Here is a 24,965-nt window from a genome sequence, read left to right as displayed (position 1 = left end):
TGCGTCAGCGTGCGGACGCACCGTCGTGCACCGCAAAGCCGGCATTCTTCTGACGGAAGCGATACCCGATCGCGAGCACCGCGAGCCATACCGGGATCAGGTACACCGACAGACGGAGATCCGGCGTCAGGTACATCACGACGAGAATGCCGGCCATGAACGCCAGGCACAGGTAATTCGTGAAAGGATAGCCCAGACTGCGGAAGGAAGTCTGCTCCCCGGCAGCACGCTTGGCCTGGCGGAACTTCAGGTGGATCACCGTGATCATCGCCCAGTTGATGATCAGCGCCGACACGACGAGGCCCATCAGCACCTCGAACGCCTTGCCCGGCATGAAGTAGTTGACCAGCACGCACACGCCGGTCGCGAGCGCCGATGCGCCGAGCGCGGCGAGCGGGATGCCGCGCTTGTTGACCGAGCACAGCACCTTCGGCGCGTTGCCCTGTTGCGCGAGGCCGAACAGCATCCGGCTGTTGCTGTACACGCCGCTGTTGTAGACCGACAACGCGGCCGTCAGCACGACGACGTTCAGCACGTTCGCGACCAGGTTGCTGCTCAGCGCGTGGAAGATCAGCACGAACGGGCTGCCGCCGGTGACGACCTTCTGCCACGGATACAGCGACAGCAGCACGGCCAGCGCGCCGATGTAGAAAATCAGGATGCGGTAGATGACCTGGTTGGTCGCGCGCGGAATGCTGCGCTTCGGATCGTCGGCTTCGGCCGCGGTGATGCCGATCAACTCCAGCCCACCGAACGAGAACATGATCGCGGCCATCGACATCACAAGGCCGGACACGCCGTTCGGGAAGAAGCCGCCGTGCTGCCACAGGTTCGCGACACTCGCTTCGGGCCCGGCATGGCCGCTCACGAGCAGCCAACCGCCGAAGCCGATCATCCCGACGATCGCGGCGACCTTGATGATCGAGAACCAGAATTCCGTCTCGCCGTACGACTTCACGCTGGCCAGGTTCAGCAGGTTGATCGCGACGAAGAACACCAGCGCCGACACCCAGGTCGGCACGCCGGGCCACCAGTACTGCACGTAGATCCCTACGGCCGACAGCTCGGCCATGCTGACGAGGATGTACAGCACCCAGTAATTCCAGCCGGACAGGAAGCCGGTGAAGTGGCCGACGTATTTGTTCGCGAAGTAGCTGAACGAGCCGGCGACGGGCTCGTCGACGACCATCTCGCCGAGCTGGCGCATGATGAAGAACGCGACGATGCCGGCCACCGCATAGCCGAGCAGCACGGACGGGCCGGCCATCTTGATCGTCTGCGCGATGCCGAGGAACAGCCCCGTGCCGAGCGCGCCGCCGAGCGCGATCAGCTGGATGTGCCGGTTCTTCAGCCCGCGCTTCAGGCCGTCGCTCTCGTTTCCAGAAACCATGTCTTCTCCATTCTGCCCGCCTCCGCCGGAAGCGGTGCGGCGCGCCTCGGTGTGCCGGGCGCTGTTTTGCTGTGCCGGCGGCCGTTCGTGGGGGCGCCGGGTTGGGGACTGCAATTTTCGCGTGCGGCGGCAACCGATTCGCGTCAGCGCGCCGGTCAGACTGGCCGCCGACTCGCCCGCTCACGCCGCACTGCTGCGGCCGCACACGAAAATCCGGCGTCAGTTTAGCGTCGCGACCGCGAAATCGGGTTGCGTAACCCGCTCATGCAAACCCTACATTATGAGATAAGATTGCATCCGGGAGACGAATGAGGAAACAAAAATGCCTGACCCGGTTCTCGATCGTATCGATCGTCAGTTGCTGTCGGTGCTGCAGGAGAACGGCCGCGCGTCGAACCTCGATCTGGCGAAGGCCGTGGGGCTGTCGCCCGCGCAGACGCTGCGACGTCACCGCCGGCTGGAGGAAATCGGCGCGATCCGGCGTTACGAAACCCGGCTCTGCCCCGACACGCTCGGCTTCGGCGTCACCGCGTTCGTGCACGTGACGATGGAGCGCGGGCATATCCGCGATTTGTCGAAATTCCAGAAACTCGTGTCGGATCTCGCGCAGATCCAGGAATGTTTCTCGGTGACGGGCGACATCGACTACGTGCTGAAAGTCGTCGCGCACGATCTGAAGGGGCTGTCGCGATTCCTGCTCGAGACGCTGATGCGCATTCCCGGCGTGAGCGGCGTGCATTCGAGCGTGTGCCTCGACGAGATCAAGTGCACGAGTGCGATGCCGGTGGAGGGCTGACCTTCACACGTGGATTCTCGGCGGCGCCATTCGCGCGCCCGGCATCCGCAGCACGTGGTCGCCCCGAATAGGCTCGAATCCCTCGTCGGCCTATTCCCACCTCGCGTAGCACACCTCGCAGCTCATCCGCATTGCATCGAGCGCTACGATCTCATGTTCGTATGCGCGCGGCCCGCTACGAGCCACGGGCGGATTCAATCAAAATTTCGAATACGTCCGATGGACAATAATCGCCCTTCTGGCGACCCTAGAGCATTCCTCAAGAACTCAGCTTGATCCTTGAGAATCCATGTAAAGGGGTGCTGACGGATGACCAATTTTTTCGACAAAAAACCGTACGACTTCGACATTGACGACAGTGAGAATTGGGTTTTGGTACATTCCGGCGCCATCACCAATACCAACCCCGGCTCAATGGTGTATGTGTCAATCAACACGACTCCCATATGCTCGAATATGAGTAACAGAGAATTCCGAAAGCTGATCATGAAGGCTCGTGATGCAGCAATCTCTCTAATACTACAGCGCATTGAGGGCGTCACAGCTTGGGACAAGGCTGAACAAGCGCGGGCTCGACTCTACTTCGGCCGCTCCGACAATGATGTCAGATCAGTCCTTGCCGCTGGCTTGCCTAGACTACTTAATGCGATGCGGGCGCTCGTGCCGGAGAAGATCGTTCGATGGGACGACTCCATGAACAGACGTCTTACCTGCAGTGTAGTGCCCGACAGCGGTAACAACATCGCAGGGGTATGCAAGCCGGACTCTGAGAAGCGGATCATCGCCATCTATTCAAAATTCTGCACAATTTCAAACGGAGACCTATGGACGGCATCAAAGGTTAAAACACTGATCCATGAATGCACGCACTATGTCGACACATTCAATTCCGGCGACATCATATATTCCGACACAGAATCAGGGCTAAGGGCTTTTGCAGAAAGCAATGCCGACGTCGCCATTAGAAATGCGGACAGTATTACGGGATACATCGCAACCTTCGACAAGAGAATCATGGAATGAGAGTCCATATCAAAGCCGTATTTTCCGGTATCTCACGGGTGATTGCACTGTCGGCATGCGCCGGCATCTTTCCAGCACATGCATGCACGATTGGGGAATCGGTGCGAATCCCGTTACCGCTCAACAGCGTCGACGTGACCAATGCTGACAGGCTGAAAATCGCAAATGCTGTAATCGAGGCGCGAAAATGGCCGGATGCAGAAATTCAGGCCGTTGTCATATCCGGTGCATATACGACGGAACGGAACCGCGAGCGCCTGAAGACCGAGCGAGCCAAGATCGCGAGCGAATATCTGAAGCAACTTGGAATCAGGAACGAACACATCATCATCGACAAAAAAACTTTCACCGATGCCATGGTGCGGAACAGCGACGGAACACTAACCCTGTACCAGATCGACATCGAGCTAACCCCCCTTTGCCGAGGCGGGTGTCAAAGGCTTTGCGACGACCCGCGCGTTACGCCCCGAAGCAAGGCGATTCTGTGAGGGGCAATGACGATTTGTCGGCTGCGCGCGTACGTACACGGCGTCCGAACGGGGCCATCTTGGCGTTTGCTCACCGCACCGCCTCGAACGCACTGATCAACAACGCCCCGCAAGCAATCACCGTGCACCCTGCCGCCCGGCGCGGCGTCAGCCGCTCACCGAGATACACGCGCGCGATCAGCGCCGCGAACACCACGCTCGTCTCCCGCAGCGCCGACACGGGCCCCATCGGCGCACGGTCCATCGCCCAGATCACGATGCCGTACGCGAGCGCCGCGAACACGCCGCCGCAGGCAGCCTTCGCGGTTTCGCCGACCGCCTGCGTCAACCGCAGCGGCCCCGCCCGCAGCCGGTAGTACACGGCCATCAGCGCGCCCGTCAGCACGAACATCCACGCGGTATAGCCGACCGTGCTGCCGCTCTCGCGCACACCGATCCCGTCGACCACGCTGTACGCGGCGATCGACACGCCAGTCGCAAACGCGGTCGGCAGCACCTGCATCATCCGGTGTTTCGCGCCGCGCCCGCGATCCAGCCCGATCGCCAGGATGCCCGCGCAGATCAGCACCAGCCCGCCTTGCGCACCGACGTTCAGGTGCTCGCCCGCGAACGCCGCCGCGCCGAGCGTGACGAGCAGCGGCGCCGTGCCGCGCGCGACCGGGTACGCGACGCTCAGGTCGCCGTGCTCGTACGCACGGACGAGCAGCAGCGTATAGACGACGTGGATCACGGCCGACGCGACGACGCAGAGCCAGCTCGCCGGCGCGATCGGCGCGGCAGTCGGCAGGAACAGCAGCGCGAACAGCCCGATCGCGATCTGCAGCACCGTGGCCGAGCGCAGCCGGTCGCCGCTGCTGCGCACCAGCGCATTCCATGACGCATGCAGGAATGCCGCGCACAGAACGGCAAACAGAACGGGGATCGGCACGCTGAAACCTCGCTGACGGGTCGGAGGCCGCGCGGTGCGCGGCAGGCGTCCATCGTATGAATGCGTCACCGGATTGTCAAAAAAGCGACGCACGGCGCGCCGTCAACGATCCGGCCGCCGGCTCTCCATCGCCCGCCCCGCATCGCTTGCGCCGCAAGCAGCCGCCCAGCCGCGACATGTGACGCGAGATTGAGGGCGGCCCGCCCCTTTCCGTTCTCTTTCGCCTCGCGCCGCACCGTAATGAAACCGATACCGGAGCGCAACCGTCGCGAAAACACTCCGTCCCCATATTTTCATACGCGGCTGTTCCAATGCGCGTGCTCCCTCACGAGCTTCGCGCCGAACCGACACGGCGACGGGGCCGTTCTCCACCATCGAAGACCTTACCCTGGAGTTTCCCGATGTTCCGTCAAGCCTTGCTCGTCACCGCCTGCGCAGCCGCAGCGCTGGCGCTGTTCGCCTGTGGCGGCAGCGACGATTCCACGCCGACGGCCGCCGTGTCGTCGCAGGATGCGCTGCAGACCGCCACGCCGATCAAGCACGTCGTCGTGATCTACGGCGAAAACATCTCGTTCGACCACTACTTCGGCACCTATCCGAACGCGACGAACCCGTCGGGCGAACCGGCGTTCACCGCGAAGTCCGGCACGCCGACGTCCAACGGCCTGACGGGCACGCTGCTCACCGCGAACCCGAACTTCACGAACACGGCCAACGGCACCGACGCGGCGAACCCGTTCCGTCTCGACCGCACGCAGGCCGCGACCGCCGACCAGAACCACGCGTACACGGCCGAACAGCAGGCCGAGGACAACGGTCTTGCGGATCTATTCCCGAAATACACCGGCAAGGGCTCGTCCGGCGGCGCCGGCGCATTCGGCACGAAGGGCCAGGTGATGGGCTACTTCGACGGCAACACGGTGACCGCGCTGTGGAACTACGCACAGCGCTTCGCGATGAGCGACAACACGTTCACGACGGTCTACGGCCCGTCGACGCCGGGCGCGCTGAACGTCGTCGCGGGGCAGACCAACGGCATGCAGATCGTCAAGACGTCGAAGCAGCCGTCGACGCTCGCCGCCAGCTCGTACTACATCAATGACGGCCAGGGCGGCCTCACGATGATCAACGACGTCGACCCGGGCTTCGACGTGTGTTCGAGCACGACCGACCAGGCGATGATGACCGGCAAGAACATCGGCGACCTGCTGAACGCCGCGAAGATCACGTGGGGCGGCTTCATGGGCGGCTTCAACCTGTCGACGACGAACGGCAACGGCACGACGGGCTGCGCGCGCAGCACGGTCGCGACCGCCGTGAATGCCGCGACGGCCGACTACATCCCGCACCACAACTGGTTCCAGTACTACGCGTCGACCGCGAACCCGCAACACACGCGCCCGAGTTCGATCGCGGCGATCGGCTCGAGCGTCGAGACCGACGGCAAGACGGCCGAACCGGCGAACCACCAGTACGACACGGACGACTTCTTCGCCGCCGTGAAGGCCGGCAACTTCCCGTCGGTCAGCTACTTGAAGGCGCCGGCCGCGCAGGACGGCCACGCGGGCTACTCGGATCCGCTCGACGAGCAGGCGTTCGTGACGAAGGTCGTCAACTTCCTGCAGCAGCAGCCGGACTGGCAGAACACGGCCGTGATCGTCACCTATGACGACTCGGACGGCTGGTACGACCACGTGTACACGCCGCCGACGCACGCGTCGTCGGACCCGGTCGACCAGCTCAACGGCGCCGGCAAGTGCGGCACGGGCGGCACCACCGGCGTGAACGGCGCGACCGTGAACGGCCGCTGCGGCCCGGGCGTGCGCATTCCGCTCGTCGTGATCTCGCCGTACGCGAAGCAGAACTACGTCGATCACACGATGCTCGACCAGGCGTCCGTCGTGCGCTTCATCGAGGACAACTGGCTCGGCGGCCAGCGTATCGGCGGCGGTTCGTTCGATGCGACGGCCGGCGACCTGCGCAACCTGTTCGACTTCACGTCGAGGCCGAACACGACGCCGCTGTATCTCGACCCGACGCTCGGCACCGCATTGAGCGCGGCCCCGGCGATCTGACCGTCACGGCCTGACCGCATGGCCGGCGCATCACGCGCCGGCCGTTTCCATTTCAACGCGTCGCTTCGTGCGACGCCCGTTTTTTCGACCGACAGCATGACAGCTCGCCCCGCGTTTCCGTCTCCCGATGCCGCCGGCACGCCCGCGCCGCGCGCTCGTTCCCGCCTGCTGCGCCGCGCGGCGTTCGCGCTCGGCGCGGCCGTGCTCGGCTATGGCGCGTTCGCCGTCGCGTTTCCCGCGCGGGTGCCGACGGCGATCGGTACCGTGGTCGCCGACTGGACCGGCGCGAACCCGCATCCGGTCGTGCTGCAGCGGCCCGCCGCGCAGCCGCTGTCGGCGGTCGCGCAGCTCGGGCGCGCATTGTTCAACGATCCGTCGCTGTCGGCATCGGGCAAGCAATCGTGCGCGTCGTGCCACAGCCCCGATCACGCGTACGGCCCGCCGAATGCGCTCGACGTGCAGCCGGGCGGCCTCGCGATGACGCAGCAGGGCTATCGTCCGCCGCCGTCCCTGATGTACCTGTACCGCCAGCCGAACTTCAGCATCGGCCCCGATGCCGGCGAGAACGACGCGGCGCCCAGCGTCGCGCAGCAGGCGACGGCGGCGGCCGGCGTCGTCAAGGCGCAGAAGGTGGCCGGCACGTCGGCCGCGCCGCAACTCGTGCCGCAGGGCGGGATGTTCTGGGACGGCCGCGCCGATACATTGCAGCAGCAGGCGTTCGGCCCGCTGTTGAATCCGGTCGAGATGGCGAACGCGAGCGTCGACGATGTCGCCCGCAAGCTCGCGCAGTCGTCGCATCGCGCGCAGTTCGAGCAGTTGTTCGGGCCGCGCGTGTTCTCCGCCCCGCAGCTCGCGGTGTCGGAGGCGATGTTCGCGATCGCGCGCTATCAGGTCGAGGATCCGTCGTTCCATCCGTACGACAGCAAGTACGACCGCTGGCTCGAAGGCCGCGCGCGCCTCACGCAGGCCGAACTGCGCGGGCTGCGCCTGTTCAACGATCCGGACAAGGCGAATTGCGCGGGCTGCCACCTGTCGAAACCCGGCAAGGACGGGCTGCCGCCGATGTTTACCGATTACCAGTACGAGGCGCTCGGCGCGCCGCGCAACCGGGCGCTCGCGCAGAACCGCAACCCGGCGTTCTACGATCTCGGCGTGTGCGGGCCGTTCCGCGACGACCTGAAGGACCAGACGCAGTATTGCGGGATGTTCCTGACGCCGACGCTGCGCAATTCGGCGACGCGCCGCGTGTTCTTCCACAACGGCGTGTTCCACACGCTCGATCAGGTGATGGCGTTCTACAACGAGCGCAGCATTTCGCCGCAGAAGTTCTATGCGCGTGGTGCGGACGGCAAGGTCGACGAATACGACGACATCCCGCCGAAATATCGCGCGAACGTCGACGTGACGGACGCGCCGTTCGATCGCAAGCCGGGCGACAAGCCTGCGATGACGGCGCAGGACATCAAGGATATCGAAGCGTTTCTCGGCACGCTGACGGACGCGCCCGCGCAGCACTGAGCGCCGGCCGCGCGCCGCGCCGCATCAGCAGCGCGCGCGGATGCACAGGAATGCCGGCGCCAGCGACAGCTCCGCATGAAGCCGTTCGGATACGGCTTTCATCTCCGGCAGCGGCCTCGGTTCGACGAAGCGGTCGAGCCGCCAGCCGCCGTCGGCGACCGCGTTCAGGATGTCGCCGAGCGGCCGCCGCCACGCTTCGACGTACGGCCTCGGTTCGCCGAACCCCGACCAGTGAAAACCGAAGCGCGACGTGTCGAAGTACGTGCCGTCGCCGCGCGTGCGTTCGTCCATCCAGTCGCGCATCGGATGCGCCATCGAGAACACGAGCGTTCCTCCCGGACGCGCGACGCGCCGGAATTCGCGCAGCGTCGGCGCGAGATCGCGCACGTAGTCGAGCGCGAGCGAGCACAGCACCTTGTCGACCGACGCATCGGGCAGCCACGCGAGCGGCGCTTCGAGATCGCCTTCCCTGACGTCGACCGGCAGGCCCGCGCAGCGCGTTCGCGCGAGCGCAACCATCTCCGGCGTCACGTCGAACGCATGCACGGTCGCGCCGCGACCGGCGAGATGCGCGCTGCAGATGCCGGGCCCGCAGCCGGCGTCGAGCACCGTCAGGCCGTCGACGTCGCCGAGCAGCGCCATCGTTGCCGGACGCTCGTAAAGCGCGTTGTGCGCCTTCGTCGGCGCGAGATCCGCATAGCGTTGCGCGAAGCTCGCGTACGCGCGGCGGCCGGGCGGTTCGTTCGGTTCGGTCATGCGGCATCCGTCGGTCGACACTGGGCAGGCCGATTCTGCCCGATCGGACGACGAATGGCGACTGCCGTCACGCTTGCGTCAGGACAGGCTGTCGAGCAAGCGATACCACGCGACGCCGGCCGCGATATAGAAGCGCTGCAGCCCGTGCAACGGGATCGGCCGGATCGGCGTGACCCGGAACGGCAGCGGCATTTGCGCATCGCCCGACAGATGCGCGGCCAGATGCTTGCCGAGCGTCGTCGCCATCGCGATGCCGCGGCCGTTGTAGCCGAGCGCGATCGTCACGCCCGGCGCGGGCTCGTGCACGTGCGGCAGGAAATCCGCGGTGATCGCGACGCGCCCCGCCCAGCGGTAGTCGAACCGGACACCCTTCAGTTGCGGATACAACAGCGTCGTCGCGCGTTCGAGATGTCGCCAGTCGCTCGGCGCGCGCGGGTCGGCGAACGGGCCTCGGCCGCCCATCAACAGGCGCCCGGCCGCGTCGCGGCGGAAGTACAGCAGCAGACGCCGCGCATCCGATGCGACCTCGCCGCCGGCGAGGATGTCGCGACCGAGCGCTGGCGCGAGCGGTTCCGTCGCGACGATGAAGCTGTTCGCGGCGATCACCGACTGACGCAAGCCAGGCCACAGCCCGTCCGTGTAGCCGTTGGTCGCGATCACGACGCGCTCGGCCGACAGCGTCGCGCCGCCGGACGTCGCGATCCGCCAGCGGCCGTCGGCGCGCGTCAGCCCGACGGCGCGGGTCAAGCCGTGCACGACCGCCCCGCTCGCCTGCACGGCGCGTACGAGGCCGCGCGTATAACTGAGCGGCTGCACGCTGCCGGCGCGGCGATCGATCCATCCGCCCGCATACGCCGGCGTGCCGAGCCGCCGCGCGACGTCGTCGCGGCCGAGCACGTCGACCGGCGCGCCGCGCGCCGCCCATTGCTGCGCACGGCGTGCGACCGTGTCGAGCATCGCGGCGGTCGGGGGCGCCGGCGGGATCCAGCCGGCGCGACGCGCATCGCAGTCGATTCCGTGCCGCGCGATCAGGTCGAACACGGTATCGGCCGCGCCGCCGACGATGCCGGCAAGCTGCTCGCCGGCCTCGTCGCCGAATCGGCGGACAAGTTCGTCCGGGTCGTATTTCAGCCCGGGAATCACCTGCCCGCCGTTACGGCCCGATGCGCCCCAGCCCGGCTGCGCGCCGTCGATCACGCGGACGTTCACGCCGCGTTCGGCCAGGTGAAGTGCGGTCGACAGGCCCGTGAAGCCGGCACCGACGATCGCCACGTCGCACGACACGGACGCGTCGAGCGCGGGCGTATCGGCCGCCGGCGCGGCGGTCGCTGCCCACAGCGAATCGGGCCACGGCGAGTCGGGCCATCCGGGTGCCGCGTGCGTTGCGCTCATGTTCGATCCGGGTGGTCGGCGCCGTCCGACGCCAGCAGGCGGCGCAGGAATTCCTGCGTGCGGGGATGGGCCGGCTGCGTGAGCACGTCGCGCGCCGGCCCGCTTTCGCAGATGGTGCCGTCGTGCAGGAAGCACACGCGATCGGCCACCTCGCGGGCGAATGCCATTTCGTGCGTGACGACCACCATGGTCATCCCGTCGCGCGCGAGCCCGCGCATCACGCCGAGCACTTCGCCGACGAGCTCGGGGTCGAGCGCCGACGTCGGCTCGTCGAACAGGATCGCCTGCGGCGCCATCGCGAGCGCGCGTGCGATCGCGACGCGCTGCTGCTGGCCGCCCGACAGTTCCGACGGATACGCATTCATCCGGTGCGAAAGCCCGACCTTGTCGAGCAGCGCGCGGGCCTGCTCGCGCGCTTGCGCGGCCGGCATGCGCCGCACGTGCACAGGCCCTTCCATCACGTTCTCGAGCGCCGTGCGGTGCGCGAACAGGTTGAAACGCTGGAACACCATGCCGACCCGCATCCGCAGTTCGTGGATCCGTTTCGAATGCGCGTCGACCTTCACGCCGTCGATCGTGATCGACCCTTCGTCATACGTCTCGAAGCCGTTGATACAGCGCAGCACGGTCGACTTGCCGGAACCGGACGGCCCGATCAGGCACACGACTTCGCCCGCCTGCACGTCGAGGCTCACGCCCTTCAGCACCGCGTGCTGCTGAAACCGCTTGTGTATCGAATCGATCCGGATCATGCGCCCCTCCTCAGTGCGAGCCGCTTGCCGAGCCGGTTCACGCCGAACATCAGCGGCAGGCCGAGCGCGAGATACAGCAGCGCGACGAGCGTGTAGACGCTCATGTTCTGGAACGTCGACGACGCGATCAACTGGCCGGCGCGCGTGATTTCCGCGACCGTGATCGTCGACGCGACCGACGAATCCTTCAGCAGCATCACCAGCGTGTTGCCGTACGGCGGCAGCGCGATGCGGAACGCCTGCGGCAGCACCACGCGCCGCATGATCATCGGGCCGCGCATGCCGATCGCGTGCGCGGCTTCGATCTGGCCGCGGTCGATCGCCTCGATGCCCGCGCGGAAGTTCTCGGCCTGATATGCCGAATACGCGATGCCGAGGCCGAGCACGCCGGCCTGGAACGCCGATAGTTGTATGCCGAGATCAGGTAGCACGAAGTACATGTAGAACAGCTGCACGATGATCGGCAGCCCGCGGATCACGTTGACGATCGTGCTGCCGGCGGTCGACACGGCACGATTGCGCGACACCTTCAGCAGCGCGAGGATCAGCCCGAGCACCGAGCTGAGCACGAACGCGCAAGCGGTGATCTCGATCGTGACCACCGCGCCCTTCAGCAGGATCGGCAGGAAATCGATCGCGTTCTGAAAAAACATGAGGTCTCCTATGCGACGTCCGGACAGACCGGCGCTGGGGATGCCCGCGACGCGCGGGCGATACCGGTCGGGAATCGAGCGACGACGCTCAGCTCATGTGCCACTTCTGCAGGATCTGCTGCAGCGTGCCGTCGGTCTTCATCTTGCGGATCGCGCCGTTGAGCTGTTCGAGCGTCGCGGTGTCGCCCTTGCGCACGATGAAGCACACCTGCCCCTTCACGACGCTCTGGTATTCGGGCACGAGCCGCACCTGGCGATTGACGCCGTGCTCGATCTGGTACGCGACGATCGGCTGGTCGGCGAAACCGGCCTTGATGCGCCCGAGCGCGACGTCGCGCATGATGTCGGCGATCGAATCGTAGGTCCGGACTTCCTTGAAGATGCCCTTCTTGTTGAGCGCATCGACGAACGCCGTGCCGACCTGCGCGCCGACCACCTGGTCCTTGAAATCGTCCATCGACGTATAGCGGCCCGGATCGTCGGCCTTCACGATCAGGCCTTCGCCGAACGAGTAGACGGTGTCGGAGAAATCGACGACCTGCTGGCGCGCGGGCGTCTTCAGCATCGCGGCCGAAATGATGTCGATCTTCTGCGTGGTGAGCGACGGGATCAGCGCGGAAAACACGGTCTGCTGCACGTCGACGCGAAACCCGGCCGACTTCCCGGCTGCCGTGATCGCATCGACCATCATCCCCTGGATCGAATTGCTCTTGACGTCGAGAAACGTGAACGGCACGCCGGTGGCCGTCGCGCCGACCTTCAGCGTGGGCTCGGCCGCAACGGCGCCCGCCGATGCCGTGGAGAGTGCGATACAGATGGCGAAACCGGCGGCCAGTGCGCCGAACCGCTTGATGAACGGAACCATGGTGACTCCTTCTCGAATAATCCGGGCGCCGGCCGGTCGCTGATCGACACTGCGACGATGACTTGATCTTAAAACGAATCAAAAACATCGCAAACAGATTTTTGCGTATCGATATTCGATACGATATGATGCGATATCGAATCGATCCCGCCCCTCGCCATGGATACGTCACCCGACCAAGCAAACGATCTGCTGTTCAACCAGTCGCTGGAAAAAGGGCTGAACGTGCTGCGTGCGTTCAGCGCGAAGCGGCGCACGATGACGCTGGCGGAAGTGGCCGACGCGGCGGGGATGACGAAAAGCTCCGCGCAGCGGATGGTCTATACGCTCGAGAAGCTCGGCTACATCCGCAAGCATCCGGTCACGCGGCGCTACCAGCTCACGCCGCACGTGATGCGGATCGGCTTCAACTATCTGGCGGCCGATACGTTGATCGACGTCGCGAATCCGTTCCTGTCCGAGCTCACGAACCTGACCGGCGAAACCACCAACCTCACCGAGCCGGACGAGGATGAAATGGTGTACGTCGCGCGCTTCGTGTCGACGAAGTTCGTGCCGATCCACATGCCGATCGGCAGCCGCATCCCGATGTACTGCACCGGCTCCGGGCGCGCGTTCCTGAGCGCGTTGGCGCCGGAAGAAGCGCGTGTGCGGCTCGACGGCATGGCGCGCACGCCGCATACGCCGCGCACGGTCACGGCGCTCGACGATCTCGTCGCGTTGCTCGACAGCGCACGGCGCGAAGGTTATGCGACCAACCAGGAAGAACTGTTCATCGGCGACATGTCGATCGCGGCGCCCGTGCTCGGCAGCCAGGGGCAGCCGGTCGCGGCCGTGCACGTGGTCGCGCCGACAAGCCGCTGGACGTTCGACGACGCGCGTCGCAAGCTCGCGCCGGCGGTGATCGACTGTGCGCGCGGGATCAGCAATTCGATTCGGACGCTTGAATAGCGGCGGCGAAATGGCATACGGCGCGCCGTTGCATCGCGCAACGACGTTCGATCGCTACTGCGGCTTCGGCGGATGCTCGACCCGGTAGGTACGGTTCGGGCGCGATACGAATTGCTTCGCCGCAGCGTCCAGTGCCTTGCCGTGATACAGATCGATGCACTTCAGGAAGTCGAACTTCACATCCCGGACTTCGGATTCGACAATCGGATTCCGATAGTCGCGCGCCAGATACTTCGCGACCAGCGCGTGAATGACGTCCGGCGCACGTTCCATGTCGTAGTAGGTCCAGTCGCGCAAAGCGCCGATGCTGCTGCCGATGTCCTTGCTCGCGCCGGGCGCCTGCTTGTATGCGGTAGCCAGGCACTCCGCGAGCACCATGTCCTTGAAGTTCTGGCGGTAAGTTCGTGAGCCGGCCTCAGGCGAGGTTTGTGCGACGTCCTTCGCCACGACCATCGCCGGTTGAAACGCGATGCACGCCAACGCGGCAGCGATCCAGATTCGCCTCATCACAGGCTCCAAAATTTGCGCGATCGGTACGATACCGCGCACCCGGTTCGTTGAAGTAACTTGGCCGCGCCCCTGGATAGTCGCCTCCATCGCCATCCGCAGCCGTGCCTCGATGATCGGATCCAACCCGACGCGGAAAAGTATTGCCGACTGTCGCCGACAGCCTCTTCGTCCATCCCCTGGTTTTCCCCGATCCTGTTCGCCTTGACTCGGCTCCGCCGATCGACAAAACTTCGCACATCGCCTGTGTGATCACAGATCGCAGATCAAACCCAGGAGCCACGCCTTGCCGCCCCGTATCGTCCCGCCCGCACTGAAAGCCATCGAACAGGAAACGATGGCCGACAAGGTCTACCAGCAACTGCGCGAAGCACTGATGAGCGGCCGCTTCGCGCCCGGCCAGGCGCTGAGCCTGCGCAGCGTGGCCGAGGCGGTCGGCTCGTCGACGATGCCCGTGCGTGCCGCGCTCACGCGGCTGCGCGCCGAACGCGCGCTGGTAGACGGCCCGAATCGCGCGCTCGTCGTCCCGCCGATGACGCTCGACATGCTCGACGAACTGCGCGACGTGCGGATCGCGCTCGAAGGCTGCATCGCCGAGCGTGCGTGCGAGCGGATGACCGACGCGCAGATCGCGGCCGTGCGCAGGACCTGCGAGACGATGCAGGCACACGTCGAGGCCGGCCGCTCGCGCGCCTACCTGCAAAGCAATTTCGCGTTCCACAGCGCGATCTACGCGCATGGCGCCAGCGAAAACACGCTCGCGATCGTCGAGAACCTGTGGATGCGCGTCGGCCCGTTCCTCAACATGGTCGCGCTCGACATCCCGCACATGCGGCGCTCGATGGATGCGCACCGCTCGATCGTCGATGCGCTTGAACGTCGCGACGGCGCGGGCGTGCGGGCCGGCATCGCGCTCGACATCGGCGGCGCCGCGCACGATCTCGCCGAGACGCTGCGGGCCGAACAGACGCCGCGGACCGTGAACGCGAAGCCGTAGCGGCCGCTTGCGACGGCCGCCCGACACGCGAGCGGCCGCCATCCCACTACATCAACGATGGAGACAACCCGGCATGACAGCTTCCGACCTGCTGAAACCCTATGACGGCCTGCGCGTCCTCGTGACGGGCGGCGCGTCGGGCATCGGTCTCGAAATCGCCGACGCGTTCGCCGAATGCGGCGCGCGCGTGCACGTGTGCGACGCGTCGCAAGCCGCGATCGCGGCGCTCGCCGACCGGCCGCCGCACGCCGCGGCCGGCGCGATCAGCGCGACGCTGGCCGACGTATCCGACCCGGCCGCCGTCGAGCGCGTGTTCGCCGACGTGTCGACGCGGCTCGGCGGCCTCGACGTGCTGGTCAACAACGCGGGCATCGCCGGCCCGACCGGCGGCATCGACGAAATCGATCCCGTGCAGTGGGAGCAGACCGTCGCGATCAACCTGAACGCGCAATTCCAGTTCGCGCGCCGCGCGGTGCCGCTGCTGCGCGAAGCGAAACACGGTGGCGCGATCATCGCGCTGTCGTCGGTCGCCGGCCGGCTCGGCTACGCGTTCCGCACGCCGTATGCGGCGACCAAATGGGCGGTGGTCGGCCTCGTGAAAAGCCTCGCGATCGAACTGGGGCCGCTCGGCATCCGCGTGAACGCGATCCAGCCCGGCATCGTGCGCGGTCCGCGGATGCGCCGCGTGATCGACGCGCGCGCGCAGCAGCTCGGCATCGGCTACGACGAAATGGAAAAGCGCTATCTCGAGAAGATCTCGCTGCGGCGCATGACCGATCCGTCCGAAATCGCCGCGACCGCGCTGTTCCTGTGCTCGCCGGGCGGGCACGGGATCACCGGGCAGGCGATCTCCGTCTGCGGCAACGTCGAAGTGCTCTGACGCGTCCTGCATCGTTCATCGAAAGGAATCCATCCGTGGCCAACGCTCGCAAAGTCATCATCACCTGTGCGCCGACCGGCGCGATCCATACGCCGTCGATGTCGCCGTATCTGCCCGTGACGCCGCACGAAATCGAAACGGCCGCGGTCGCGGCCGCGCAGGCCGGCGCGGCGATCCTGCATCTGCACGCACGCAACCCGTCCGACGGCAAACCGACGCAGGATCCGTCCGTGTTCGCCGAGTTCCTGCCGCGCATCAAGGCGCAGACCGACGCGGTGATCAACCTCACGTCGGGCGGCAGCCCGCACATGACGGTCGACGAACGGCTGCAGCCGGCGCTGCATTTCCAGCCCGAGGTCGCGTCGCTGAACATGGGCTCGATGAACTTCGGGTTGTATCCGATGCTCGAGCGCTTTACCGAGTTGAAGCATCCGTGGGAGCGCGAACATCTCGAGAAAAGCCGCGATCTCGTGTTCAAGAACACGTTCGTGGACATCGAGACGATCCTCACGCGCTGCGGCGCGAACGGCACGCGGTTCGAATTCGAGTGTTACGACATCTCGCACTTGTACAACCTCGCGCACTTCGTCGACCGCGGGCTCGCGAAGCCGCCGTTTTTCGTGCAAAGCGTGTTCGGCCTGCTCGGCGGGATCGGCGCGCATCCGGAGGACCTGATGCACATGCGCCGCACGGCCGACCGCCTGTTCGGCGGCGATTACGTGTGGTCGATCCTCGGCGCCGGGCGCAACCAGATTCCGCTCGCGACGATCGGCGCCGCGCAAGGCGCGAACGTGCGCGTCGGGCTCGAGGATTCGTTGTGGATCGCGCCCGGCAAGCTCGCGGAATCGAGCGCCGCGCAAGTCCTGAAAATGCGTCAGGTGCTCGAAGGCCTGTCGCTCGAGATCGCGACGCCGGCCGAGGCGCGCGCGATGCTCGCGCTCAAGGGCGGCGACGCGGTGAATTTCTGATCGCCGGGTCCCGCCCTCAACACGAGCATCCGCAAGCGCAGTGACAAGGCGCCGGCCCGAGCCGGCCGGCGCCAGGACGCCCTTGATCGCCCCGCTCCGTTCGAGCGCCGCCGGCGCGGCTCCGTCGACTGCCCATCCGCTGCCTTGCCGCAGCGGCATTTGCCGAACGCGGCGCGCCGTGCTTGCCGTGCGCGCCGGTTCGCCCCTTACCGGAGTCGTCCGCATGTCCACTCATCACGCTCAGGCCTTGTCGTCCGCCGCGACCGACGCGAACGCGTCGCTGAACCGGCTGCTGTTCCGCAAACTCATGCCGCTGCTGATCGCCGCGTATGTGATCAGTTTTCTCGACCGCACCAACATCGCGTTCGCCAAACATTCGATGGGCGTCGATCTCGGCATTTCATCGGCCGCGTACGGGCTCGGCGCGGGGCTGTTCTTTCTCACCTACGCGCTCTTCGAGATTCCGAGCAACCTGATCATGCATCGCGTCGGCGCGCGCTTCTGGATCACGCGGATCATGATCACGTGGGGCGCGCTGTCGGTCGCGATGGCGTTCGTGAGCGGCGAGACGTCGTTCTACGTGATGCGGCTGCTGCTCGGCGTGGCCGAAGCCGGCCTGTTTCCCGGCGTGATGCTGTATCTGACGTACTGGTTCGGCCGCGAGGAGCGTGCGCGTGCGACCGGCTATTTCCTGCTCGGCGTGTGCATCGCGAATATCGTCGGCGGGCCGCTGGCCGGCGCGCTGATCGAGCTCGACGGCACGCTCGGCTTCCACGGCTGGCAATGGCTGTTCGTCGTCGAAGGCATTCCGGCGATCCTGCTCGCGTTCGTCGTGTGGACGCGATTGCCGGATCGGCCGAGCGCCGCGCCGTGGCTCTCCGCGGAAACCAGCCGCGCGCTCGAGCGCAAGCTGGCCGCCGAGCAGGACGCAGGCGTCGCCGCGCACGGCGGCCATGCGTTCGGCGCCGCACTGCGCGATCCGCAGATCTGGCTCGCGATCTTCGTGTACTTCTGCCATCAGTTGACCATCTACACGGTGATCTTCTTCCTGCCGGGGATCATCGGCGCGTCGGGGCGCCTGTCGCCGGTCGCGGTCGGGTTGCTGACGTCGCTGCCCTGGCTCGCCGCCGCGCTCGGCGCAGGCACGTTGCCGCGCTTCGCCCGCGAATCGCGTCATTCGCGGCGGATGCTGTGTGCGGGGCTGGTGATCATGGCGGCCGGGATGGTCGGCGCCGCGCATGCATCGCCGTTGGCGGGGCTGCTCTGCGTGTGCGTGGCCGCGTCGATGTTCTTCGTCGTGCAGTCGATCGTGTTCACGTTTCCGGCGTCGCGGCTCGCGGGCAGTGCGCTGGCCGGCGGGCTCGGGCTCGTGAATACCTGCGGTTTGCTCGGCGGCTTCGTCGGGCCGACCGTCGTCGGCGCGATCGAACAGACGACCGGCAATGCGAAGAACGGGCTGACGCTGCTCGCGGCCGCGCTCGTCGTCGCGGCGTTCGCGAGCCTCGCGTTGCGTCACGGGCACGAGCGCGCCGACGTGCGGTCGCGCGGCTGAAGGCCCGGCTGGAATCAAGCTGGCGGGAGGCGGGTTCCCCCCGCCCCTCGCGCCTCACGCCGTCGGAACAGGTACATTCGCGCGACGAACACAACGCCCGCGAACAGCAGCGTCGTCACGCAATATCCTATGATGTCGCGCACGGCGAGCCCCGCGATGGCGCCCCGCTGCCAAGAGCCGATCCCCATCATGCATGTGCGAGACCGTGAGCCGACGAACGCCCGTCTCGCCGCTTCTCTTTCGGCAACCCCTGCCCCCCGAGGGCATGTTCACGCCCTAGCGCAGCAGCGCAACGTTCTCGTCGATTCGACGCTGAATGTCCGTCAGCGTGTCTTCTGTGATGATCCCCTCGTAGCGGCGCTTCGCAATGGCCGAGAACTGGCTGGCCACTCCGCACATTGCGTCGATCATGTCGCCGGCAGCCGCTGCGGAAAGCTCCGCTTCCTTTGCCAGTCCGACCAATGCCACCCGGTCGACCCGCAGCGCCTCGCCCATGACGTCCATTTGGTGGTAACCGCCCGGTCCCTCGCAGAATGTCACGTCGTAGGCCGGCGCGAGTTTCCACTGGCCGGATCGCGACATGACGTATGCGAAGTTTTTCGGATGATCGTCGCGATTGTTGAACGCGACATTGAAGACAGCCCGTTCCAACGCCCGCGCCTTCTCGCGTACGTCGTTGGTGCACATGTGAGTCGCGCGCAAGAAGTTCACGTAGTCCAGCGCACCCGGCGTTGTGTAATCGGCACCGGTAAAGGCGGCAACGCTTTGCATGGGCACGCGCAGACCGTCCCGTCGATCGAAACGCCTGGACGCAAATGCGGCCATCCCGTCAGGCAAATCGAAATGCAGCGTGTCCGGGGTCTCGATGCCGCACATGCGCAAGCACTCGGCGTAGACCATTTCGATCGCGCACACCTCGGGATGCTCTTGCCGGGCCGGGAACTTGACCAACCATGCTTCGAAACCCGCCACCGCGGCCGTGGTAAAAACGCCGGACTGCGGATCACGATAGACCAGGGCCTTCGGCCTGGCACCTTGCGGAGAGCCGCCCACCTGCAGCAGTTGATGAAGGAATTCGCCGCCCTCACCATTGAGGACTTCCTGTACCTCGGCCGCGAGCCGGTCGAGAGGAATATCCGGCTGCGGTGCCTGGATCTCGAGCGCGACCGGCTCGAACGACAGGGCGCCCATTGCGTGGTTGCCAATGTGAGCCAACCGCTCCAGCGGCCCGATGCGTGCCACGTTGAGACCGCGGCGTTTGAACCAGCGGTCCATGAGCAACATGCCCCATCCGTCGGGCAGCGCGTCATAGACTGGGCCGGGCAATCCCAACTGGTGGGACGGAAAGTCCTTGCGCAGCCTCGCCCCATGCAATGGGAGCGCATAAGACGACAGTTCCAGCCCCCTCTTGCGCGCGTCATCGCTATATTCGAATACGATCAACGGGCGCCCCGTGATCGCCGTCGTAGAAACCATCGATCCCCACAGCCAGTGCTCCCCCCAGCCGTCATAGTAGACATCGATCCGCTCGATCATTTCTGGTTGCCCCTCTTGACACGCTGACGTTTGGCACTTTTTTCATACCGGTGAACGTCTTCCAGGCTATCGAGCTTCGGCAGGAACAGTCCTTCGAGTTCCTTGCTTCGTCCCAGGACCATGGCTACACGAACTACCGTCTCGAGGCTCACATTGCGTCCGGCTTCCAGATTGGACACGGTATTGGAACCCACGCCGGCACGCGCGGCTACGTCGCTCTGCGTCAGTTGCAACGCCAGCCGCTCCGTGCGAAGCCTGGCGCAAAGCAGCGTGACGATTTCATTGGGCTTGCGAAAACTTAATTCCAACATAGGGGGGCTTCCGGCGTGATATCTCTCGTAACTCACAATATCACAGAGTTATAGAAGGGATGTACTTAGAAAATATAATTCCCTGATGTTGTATCTTATGGGGAGAATTTCCCGGATAATCCCCTCTGAAACGGAAGTGATGCGTCAGCGATGCATGCGCTTCCCGTACCCACCCGTCGCCCTCCAGATACGCCACGTCGTGGATGGATCGCCGCGCGCATCGATGCGTACTCGAGCCCTGGCGTGAGCCCGCTAGCGAGCAACCGCCTCCGGCGTGCCGACGGCCGCGATCGCAGTCGCTCGCCGCTCCGCCAGCTTCTGCGCAAGCCGATACGCGACAAGCGAACCCGCCACTGCCAGCAACATCGGCACGAGGCTGTCGTGATTCGCACGCGTGAATTCGAGCATCAACACGACGGCCGTGATCGGCATCTGCATCGATGCGGCGAGAAACGCGGTCGCACCGATCAGCGCGCATCCGCCGAGCGATGCGCCCGGCCACACGGCGCTCCACAATCCGCCGAGCACGACGCCGAGCAACGCGCCGTTCGCGAGACCCGGCGTCAGCAGCCCGCCTTCCGCGCCGGCCCGCAGGCTGCCGGCCTCGATCAGTACCTTCAGCACGAGCAGCGTCGCGGCGAAGCCGATCGTCAGCGTGCCGTCGAAACCCAGCGCCGCCGGGCCCTTGCCGTTGCCGAGCAGTTGCGGAAACCCCATCGCGAGCACGCCGATCACCGCGAAATTGAGCAGCGCGAACACCGGCAGCCGCCAGTCCTTCGGCGCGTTCGCGCGCGCGCGGCTCGTGAGCCGCACGAAACCGTACGCGGCGAAACCGAACAGCGGCCCGCAGACGATCGACCATGCGACGAGCGGCGTGCTCAGCACGAACGCCGGCACCGTGTACTGATGCTCGTTGCCGAGGCCGATCCATGCGACGACCGCCGCGATCGCGGACGTCACGACCGCCACGATCAGCGCGCGCAGTTCGAACGTGCCGAGCAGCACCTCGAGCACGAAGATCGCGCCGCCGAGCGGCACGTTGTAGACGGCCGCGAGCCCCGCGCCGGCGCCGCACGCGACCATCAGCCGGCAGTCGCCGGGCGTGAGCCGCGCCGCATGGGCAAACCGCCCGGCGAGCAGCGAACCGATCTCGCGCGGCGCGACTTCGCGGCCGAGCGGCGAGCCGAGCGCGACGGTCACGATCTGCAACAGCGCGTGAACCGTCGTGCTGACGAACGGCATCCGCGGATCGGCCGCACGCACCGCCCGACGGATGCTGACGAGCGGCCGGCCATACCGGTAAAGCGCCCACCAGCCGCCGCCGGCGACGATCCCGCAGACGGTCAGCACCGCCAGCCGACGCAGCGGTTCGGCCGCGGTCACGCCAGTGAGGAAGCTCTCGGACCCGATCACGTGCGCGACGCTGTAGCCGTACGCGACGTGCTGGATCGCATGCAGCAGCAACGCGAGCAGCATGCCGCCGAGACCCGCGCCGATGCCGGTCAGGACCGTGACGACGGCCATGCGCGCGAACGGGCTGGCGGTCGGCGAAGCAGCAGCGGGAGCGGACGGAAGATCGAGGCGCATGGGGTCGGCGAACGAAGAGGAAAAAGGACGGCGCGCAAGTGGCACGCCGTCGTCAGGACCGAATCGTAGGCCCGCGCCTCTCATGAGACAAACGTATTTTTCGAATCGACTGATGCATTTCATGAATACCCAGGCCGGGGAGCCGCGATCGCCCGCCTTCCCGTCAATCCGGATACGTCACGCGCTCCGGTTCGCGCCGCATGATGACCTTCCCGTGGCGCATCGACAGCGTGGCCTTCGCCTGCCGGCGTACGGCTTCGTAGTCGCTGTCCGCGTCGAGGACGACGAGATTGGCCGGCCGCCCGACCGCGATGCCGTAGCCATCGCCGAGATGCATCGTCGTCGCGCTGTGGTCGGTCACGAAGTCCAGGCAGCGCTGCAGGTCCTGGTAACCCATCATGTGGCAGATATGAAGGCCCGCGTCGAGCACGCGCAGGATGTTGCCGTTGCCGAGCGGATACCACGGGTCCTTGATCGAATCCTGCCCGAAGCACACGTTGATCCCGGCACGGTCGAGTTCCGCGACGCGCGTGACGCCGCGCCGCTTCGGAAACGTGTCGAAGCGCCCTTGCAGATGGATGCTCTCGGTCGGGCACGAGATGAAGTTCAGTCCCGCCCGCTTCAGCAGCCGGAACAGCTTCGAGCAGTACGCGTTGTCGTACGAACCCATCGCGGTCGTGTGGCTCGCGGTGACGCGCGCCCCCATGCCGCGCACGCGCGCCTCTTCCGCGAGCACTTCGAGAAAGCGCGAATGCGGATCGTCGGTCTCGTCGCAGTGCACGTCGACGAGGCAGCCCGTGCGTTCCGCGAGATCCATCAGGAAGCGGATCGAGCTGACGCCCTGCTCCCGTGTGTTTTCGAAATGCGGAATCCCGCCGACGACGTCCGCGCCGAGTTCGATCGCCTGCTCCATCAACGCGCGGCCGCCGTCGAACGATTCGATGCCCTCCTGCGGGAACGCGACGATCTGCAGGTCGATCAGCCCGCGCGCCTCGTCCTTCACTTCGAGCATCGCCTTCAGCGCGGCCAACGTCGGATCGGTCACGTCGACGTGCGTGCGCACGTGCTGGATCCCGTGGTCGCGCAGCATGCCGATCGCCGCATGCGCGCGTGCTTTCGTGTCCTCGTGCGTGATCGTGGCCTTGCGCTCGGCCCAGCGCTCGATGCCCTCGAACAACGTGCCGCTCATGTTCCACGCGGGTTCGCCGGCCGTCAGCACCGCATCGAGGTGGATATGCGGTTCGACGAGCGGCGCAATCGCGAGCCGGCCGCCGCCATCGATATGGTCGGGGTTCGTCGACGCGATCGGTGCGGTTTGCGCATCGATCCGCGCGATCTTGCCGGCATCGACGCCAATCGTGAACAGGCCGTCGCGGCCGCGCAGGCGTACGTTGAACAGGTTCATGGGGGCCTCTTGTCGTATGCATTGACACGGCCGCGCGATCCGAGTCGGCGGCCGTGTGGTCCGGGCAACCAGTATGGAGGAAAAGCAGCGATGCGCGCACGTACCGTGCATGTTGCATCGACACGACAGCCGGGCCGGGCAGGACAGCAGCCGCGGGCCTGCCGTCGCGCAAGAACCGCCGGCCGGCGCGGGCGCATCGCGTCGTGTCGGTTTTGTGAACGACTCTTGCAGGATCCGGAACAGTGCGCTCGCGGCCGCCCGGCCCTTGCGCGCGCCGCGCATTCCTATACTGGCGCCGAACTTTGGTTTCCCGTCCCACACGCAGGAGCTTCACCTTGAAAAAAACCCTGATCGCCGGCGCGTGCGCCGCCGCCCTGTTCGCGCCGCTCGCTCACGCGCAAAGCTCGGTCACGCTGTACGGCCTGATCGACGCCGGCATCGCCTATACCAACAACGTGAACGGTGCGTCGCAGTGGCGCATGGCGACCGGCACGATCAACGGCAGCCGCTTCGGCCTGCGCGGCACCGAGGATCTCGGCGGCGGCCTGAAGGCGCTGTTCGTGCTCGAGAACGGCTTCAACGCGAACAACGGCGGGCTCGGCCAGGACGGCAAGCTGTTCGGCCGGCACGCATATGTCGGCCTCAGCCAGGCCGGCTACGGCACGCTGACGCTCGGCCGCCAGTACGACACGATGGTCGACTTCGTCGCGCCGCTGTCCGCGACGTCCGGCGATTTCGGCGATACGGGCTTCGCGCATCCGTTCGACAACGACAACCTGAACCACTCGCTGCGTATCAACAACGCGGTCAAGTACACGAGCGATACGATCGCGGGCTTCAAGGTCGGCGCGCTGTACGCGTTCTCCAACTCGGCGAACTTCAGCGCGAACCGCGCGTACAGCGTGGCCGCGAGCTACACGAACGGCCCGCTGAAGCTGGCCGGCGCGTACCTGCAGATGAACGGCACGAAGGGCTCGACGAGCGCGAGCCCAGGCGCGACCGATTCGGCCGAAGCGAAAAGCCTGAACCAGGGCGGCTGGTCGATCGGCTCGGACCGCATGCGCAGCTACGGCGGCGGCGTCAGCTACGTGTTCGGCCCGGCGACCGTCGGCTTCGTCTACACGCGCTCGCAGTACGACAACACGGGCGCGTTCGGCTCCAGCGGCCAGATCGCGTTCAACAACTACGACGTGAACGTGCGCTATGCGGTGACGCCGGCCGTCAGCGTCGGCGCGGCCTATGTGTACACGGACGCCAGCGTGTCGAATCCCGACAGCAAGCACGGCAGCGATCCGAAGTGGCATCAGGCCAACCTGCAGGCCGTGTACAAGCTGTCGCGCCGCACCGACCTGTACGCGGAAGCGATGTTCCAGCATGCGTCGGGCCGCGGCTACCAGGCGTTCATCAACACGTCGGGCGGCGCATCGAGCACGGCGAACCAGGTGGTCGGCACGATCGGCATGCGCACGCGGTTCTGACCGGCATCGCGCGACGTCGTCCGCCTGCAGGAGCCGTGTGCACACACGGGTTCAGTAGCCGCGGGCGACGCCGCCAATGTTGTTGCTTCTGGAACGCAGCCCTCCTGGAATCGGGGTGTTTGCACGCGGACTCGCTCCGTAGACTGACGTCCAAGGT

General features: G+C 66.0%; 23 protein-coding genes and 1 pseudogene. 11 read left to right on the top strand and 13 right to left on the bottom strand.

From position 1 onward, the window contains the following. Positions 1 to 4: 4 nt before the first annotated feature. A complete protein-coding gene (locus JYG37_RS29340; RefSeq protein WP_050011024.1) occupies positions 5 to 1,390 on the bottom strand; it encodes an amino acid permease in 1,386 nt (461 codons plus the stop codon). A gap of 322 nt (positions 1,391 to 1,712) precedes the next feature. Between JYG37_RS29340 and JYG37_RS29335 the strand changes: the two genes are divergently transcribed. The 3 genes from JYG37_RS29335 to JYG37_RS29325 all read left to right on the top strand — a co-directional run bounded on the left by JYG37_RS29335 (position 1,713) and on the right by JYG37_RS29325 (position 3,697). Continuing rightward, complete coding sequence (locus JYG37_RS29335; RefSeq protein ID WP_050011023.1) at positions 1,713 to 2,186, top strand: Lrp/AsnC family transcriptional regulator; 474 nt, start codon at positions 1,713 to 1,715, stop codon at positions 2,184 to 2,186. A gap of 309 nt (positions 2,187 to 2,495) precedes the next feature. Then, complete coding sequence (locus tag JYG37_RS29330; RefSeq protein WP_089489353.1) at positions 2,496 to 3,209, top strand: M35 family metalloendopeptidase; 714 nt, start codon at positions 2,496 to 2,498, stop codon at positions 3,207 to 3,209. Beyond that, positions 3,206 to 3,697 carry a hypothetical protein gene (locus tag JYG37_RS29325; protein ID WP_063772871.1) on the top strand — a complete coding sequence of 164 codons (492 nt, stop codon included), beginning with the start codon at positions 3,206 to 3,208 and terminating at the stop codon, positions 3,695 to 3,697. Before JYG37_RS29330 ends, JYG37_RS29325 begins: the two co-directional genes overlap by 4 nt. 70 nt (positions 3,698 to 3,767) lie before the next feature. Here the strand turns inward: JYG37_RS29325 and JYG37_RS29320 are convergent, their stop codons facing one another. Next, complete coding sequence (locus JYG37_RS29320; protein WP_089489352.1) at positions 3,768 to 4,625, bottom strand: EamA family transporter; 858 nt, start codon at positions 4,623 to 4,625, stop codon at positions 3,768 to 3,770. Positions 4,626 to 5,026: 401 nt separating this feature from the next. On the opposite strand from JYG37_RS29320, the gene JYG37_RS29315 reads away from it, so the two are divergent. Both JYG37_RS29315 and JYG37_RS29310 read left to right on the top strand, forming a co-directional pair. Beyond that, complete coding sequence (locus JYG37_RS29315; protein ID WP_204384262.1) at positions 5,027 to 6,700, top strand: phospholipase C; 1,674 nt, start codon at positions 5,027 to 5,029, stop codon at positions 6,698 to 6,700. A 96-nt stretch (positions 6,701 to 6,796) separates the two neighbouring features. Then, positions 6,797 to 8,218 carry a cytochrome-c peroxidase gene (locus JYG37_RS29310; protein ID WP_050011090.1) on the top strand — a complete coding sequence of 474 codons (1,422 nt, stop codon included), beginning with the start codon at positions 6,797 to 6,799 and terminating at the stop codon, positions 8,216 to 8,218. 24 nt (positions 8,219 to 8,242) lie between these two features. Here JYG37_RS29310 and JYG37_RS29305 read toward each other — a convergent pair whose 3' ends face one another. The 5 genes from JYG37_RS29305 to JYG37_RS29285 form a co-directional block, all read right to left on the bottom strand. Beyond that, entirely contained in the window at positions 8,243 to 8,974 is a 732-nt protein-coding gene (locus JYG37_RS29305) for a class I SAM-dependent methyltransferase (protein ID WP_050011019.1), read from the bottom strand. Positions 8,975 to 9,052: 78 nt separating this feature from the next. Then, positions 9,053 to 10,366, bottom strand: a complete 1,314-nt coding sequence (locus JYG37_RS29300) for an NAD(P)/FAD-dependent oxidoreductase (protein WP_213346859.1) — start codon at positions 10,364 to 10,366, stop codon at positions 9,053 to 9,055. Then, a complete protein-coding gene (locus tag JYG37_RS29295; RefSeq protein WP_050011017.1) occupies positions 10,363 to 11,118 on the bottom strand; it encodes an amino acid ABC transporter ATP-binding protein in 756 nt (251 codons plus the stop codon). Before JYG37_RS29295 ends, JYG37_RS29300 begins: the two co-directional genes overlap by 4 nt. Beyond that, positions 11,115 to 11,771, bottom strand: coding sequence for an amino acid ABC transporter permease (locus JYG37_RS29290; protein ID WP_050011016.1), 657 nt, complete (start codon positions 11,769 to 11,771; stop codon positions 11,115 to 11,117). The genes JYG37_RS29295 and JYG37_RS29290 overlap by 4 nt, the downstream gene beginning before the upstream one ends. A gap of 88 nt (positions 11,772 to 11,859) precedes the next feature. Next, on the bottom strand, positions 11,860 to 12,636 hold the full coding sequence (locus tag JYG37_RS29285; protein ID WP_089489349.1) for an ABC transporter substrate-binding protein: 777 nt from the start codon (positions 12,634 to 12,636) through the stop codon (positions 11,860 to 11,862). A 159-nt stretch (positions 12,637 to 12,795) separates the two neighbouring features. On the opposite strand from JYG37_RS29285, the gene JYG37_RS29280 reads away from it, so the two are divergent. Continuing rightward, positions 12,796 to 13,587: an IclR family transcriptional regulator gene (locus JYG37_RS29280; protein ID WP_050011014.1), complete on the top strand. Its 792-nt coding sequence runs from the start codon at positions 12,796 to 12,798 to the stop codon at positions 13,585 to 13,587. Between the two features lie 54 nt (positions 13,588 to 13,641). Here the strand turns inward: JYG37_RS29280 and JYG37_RS29275 are convergent, their stop codons facing one another. Next, positions 13,642 to 14,094 carry a type VI secretion system amidase immunity protein Tai4 gene (locus tag JYG37_RS29275; RefSeq protein WP_050011013.1) on the bottom strand — a complete coding sequence of 151 codons (453 nt, stop codon included), beginning with the start codon at positions 14,092 to 14,094 and terminating at the stop codon, positions 13,642 to 13,644. A 286-nt stretch (positions 14,095 to 14,380) separates the two neighbouring features. Here JYG37_RS29275 and JYG37_RS29270 point away from each other — a divergent pair, with 286 nt between their 5' ends. The 4 genes from JYG37_RS29270 (at position 14,381) to JYG37_RS29255 (ending at position 18,491) form a co-directional block, all read left to right on the top strand. Further along, entirely contained in the window at positions 14,381 to 15,091 is a 711-nt protein-coding gene (locus tag JYG37_RS29270; protein ID WP_213346857.1) for a GntR family transcriptional regulator, read from the top strand. A 73-nt stretch (positions 15,092 to 15,164) separates the two neighbouring features. Continuing rightward, positions 15,165 to 15,971: an SDR family oxidoreductase gene (locus JYG37_RS29265; RefSeq protein WP_050011011.1), complete on the top strand. Its 807-nt coding sequence runs from the start codon at positions 15,165 to 15,167 to the stop codon at positions 15,969 to 15,971. Between the two features lie 35 nt (positions 15,972 to 16,006). After that, entirely contained in the window at positions 16,007 to 16,939 is a 933-nt protein-coding gene (gene kce / locus JYG37_RS29260; protein ID WP_213346855.1) for a 3,5-dioxohexanoate:acetyl-CoA acetone transferase, read from the top strand. Positions 16,940 to 17,162: 223 nt separating this feature from the next. After that, the gene (locus JYG37_RS29255; RefSeq protein ID WP_050011009.1) at positions 17,163 to 18,491 is read left to right on the top strand and encodes an MFS transporter; all 1,329 of its coding nucleotides are present in this window, start codon (positions 17,163 to 17,165) and stop codon (positions 18,489 to 18,491) included. 14 nt (positions 18,492 to 18,505) lie between these two features. Here the strand turns inward: JYG37_RS29255 and JYG37_RS29250 are convergent. The 5 genes and pseudogenes from JYG37_RS29250 to codA form a co-directional block, all read right to left on the bottom strand. Further along, positions 18,506 to 18,652, bottom strand: a pseudogene (locus tag JYG37_RS29250) (TIGR00366 family protein); the annotation flags it as partial. Positions 18,653 to 18,767: 115 nt separating this feature from the next. Further along, a complete protein-coding gene (locus JYG37_RS29245; protein ID WP_204384257.1) occupies positions 18,768 to 20,027 on the bottom strand; it encodes a type II toxin-antitoxin system HipA family toxin in 1,260 nt (419 codons plus the stop codon). Continuing rightward, positions 20,024 to 20,338, bottom strand: coding sequence for a helix-turn-helix domain-containing protein (locus JYG37_RS29240; protein WP_080334114.1), 315 nt, complete (start codon positions 20,336 to 20,338; stop codon positions 20,024 to 20,026). Before JYG37_RS29240 ends, JYG37_RS29245 begins: the two co-directional genes overlap by 4 nt. 252 nt (positions 20,339 to 20,590) lie before the next feature. Continuing rightward, complete coding sequence (locus JYG37_RS29235) at positions 20,591 to 21,925, bottom strand: chloride channel protein (protein ID WP_089489347.1); 1,335 nt, start codon at positions 21,923 to 21,925, stop codon at positions 20,591 to 20,593. A gap of 163 nt (positions 21,926 to 22,088) precedes the next feature. Continuing rightward, positions 22,089 to 23,330, bottom strand: a complete 1,242-nt coding sequence (gene codA / locus JYG37_RS29230) for a cytosine deaminase (protein ID WP_050011005.1) — start codon at positions 23,328 to 23,330, stop codon at positions 22,089 to 22,091. A 335-nt stretch (positions 23,331 to 23,665) separates the two neighbouring features. On the opposite strand from codA, the gene JYG37_RS29225 reads away from it, so the two are divergent. Then, positions 23,666 to 24,808, top strand: a complete 1,143-nt coding sequence (locus tag JYG37_RS29225; RefSeq protein ID WP_050011004.1) for a porin — start codon at positions 23,666 to 23,668, stop codon at positions 24,806 to 24,808. Positions 24,809 to 24,965: the final 157 nt, after the last annotated feature.

The organism is Burkholderia sp. LAS2 (assembly GCF_018417615.1).
GTDB lineage: Bacteria > Pseudomonadota > Gammaproteobacteria > Burkholderiales > Burkholderiaceae > Burkholderia > Burkholderia sola.
The sequence above is the reverse complement of the archived record's forward strand: the minus strand, read 5'-3'. Positions and strand labels throughout refer to the sequence as shown.

What these genes read in the sequence shown, in the direction of transcription:
- JYG37_RS29245 (WP_204384257.1), bottom strand. Translation starts at nt 20,027, where the DNA reads ATGATCGAGCGGATCGATGTCTACTATGACGGCTGGGGGGAGCACTGG.
- JYG37_RS29315 (WP_204384262.1), top strand. Translation starts at nt 5,027, where the DNA reads ATGTTCCGTCAAGCCTTGCTCGTCACCGCCTGCGCAGCCGCAGCGCTG.
- JYG37_RS29305 (WP_050011019.1), bottom strand. Translation starts at nt 8,974, where the DNA reads ATGACCGAACCGAACGAACCGCCCGGCCGCCGCGCGTACGCGAGCTTC.
- JYG37_RS29300 (WP_213346859.1), bottom strand. Translation starts at nt 10,366, where the DNA reads ATGAGCGCAACGCACGCGGCACCCGGATGGCCCGACTCGCCGTGGCCC.
- JYG37_RS29235 (WP_089489347.1), bottom strand. Translation starts at nt 21,925, where the DNA reads ATGCGCCTCGATCTTCCGTCCGCTCCCGCTGCTGCTTCGCCGACCGCC.
- codA (WP_050011005.1), bottom strand. Translation starts at nt 23,330, where the DNA reads ATGAACCTGTTCAACGTACGCCTGCGCGGCCGCGACGGCCTGTTCACG.
- JYG37_RS29265 (WP_050011011.1), top strand. Translation starts at nt 15,165, where the DNA reads ATGACAGCTTCCGACCTGCTGAAACCCTATGACGGCCTGCGCGTCCTC.
- JYG37_RS29275 (WP_050011013.1), bottom strand. Translation starts at nt 14,094, where the DNA reads ATGAGGCGAATCTGGATCGCTGCCGCGTTGGCGTGCATCGCGTTTCAA.
- JYG37_RS29310 (WP_050011090.1), top strand. Translation starts at nt 6,797, where the DNA reads ATGACAGCTCGCCCCGCGTTTCCGTCTCCCGATGCCGCCGGCACGCCC.
- JYG37_RS29280 (WP_050011014.1), top strand. Translation starts at nt 12,796, where the DNA reads ATGGATACGTCACCCGACCAAGCAAACGATCTGCTGTTCAACCAGTCG.
- JYG37_RS29240 (WP_080334114.1), bottom strand. Translation starts at nt 20,338, where the DNA reads ATGTTGGAATTAAGTTTTCGCAAGCCCAATGAAATCGTCACGCTGCTT.
- JYG37_RS29340 (WP_050011024.1), bottom strand. Translation starts at nt 1,390, where the DNA reads ATGGTTTCTGGAAACGAGAGCGACGGCCTGAAGCGCGGGCTGAAGAAC.
- JYG37_RS29295 (WP_050011017.1), bottom strand. Translation starts at nt 11,118, where the DNA reads ATGATCCGGATCGATTCGATACACAAGCGGTTTCAGCAGCACGCGGTG.
- JYG37_RS29330 (WP_089489353.1), top strand. Translation starts at nt 2,496, where the DNA reads ATGACCAATTTTTTCGACAAAAAACCGTACGACTTCGACATTGACGAC.
- JYG37_RS29325 (WP_063772871.1), top strand. Translation starts at nt 3,206, where the DNA reads ATGAGAGTCCATATCAAAGCCGTATTTTCCGGTATCTCACGGGTGATT.
- JYG37_RS29335 (WP_050011023.1), top strand. Translation starts at nt 1,713, where the DNA reads ATGCCTGACCCGGTTCTCGATCGTATCGATCGTCAGTTGCTGTCGGTG.
- JYG37_RS29285 (WP_089489349.1), bottom strand. Translation starts at nt 12,636, where the DNA reads ATGGTTCCGTTCATCAAGCGGTTCGGCGCACTGGCCGCCGGTTTCGCC.
- JYG37_RS29290 (WP_050011016.1), bottom strand. Translation starts at nt 11,771, where the DNA reads ATGTTTTTTCAGAACGCGATCGATTTCCTGCCGATCCTGCTGAAGGGC.
- JYG37_RS29255 (WP_050011009.1), top strand. Translation starts at nt 17,163, where the DNA reads ATGTCCACTCATCACGCTCAGGCCTTGTCGTCCGCCGCGACCGACGCG.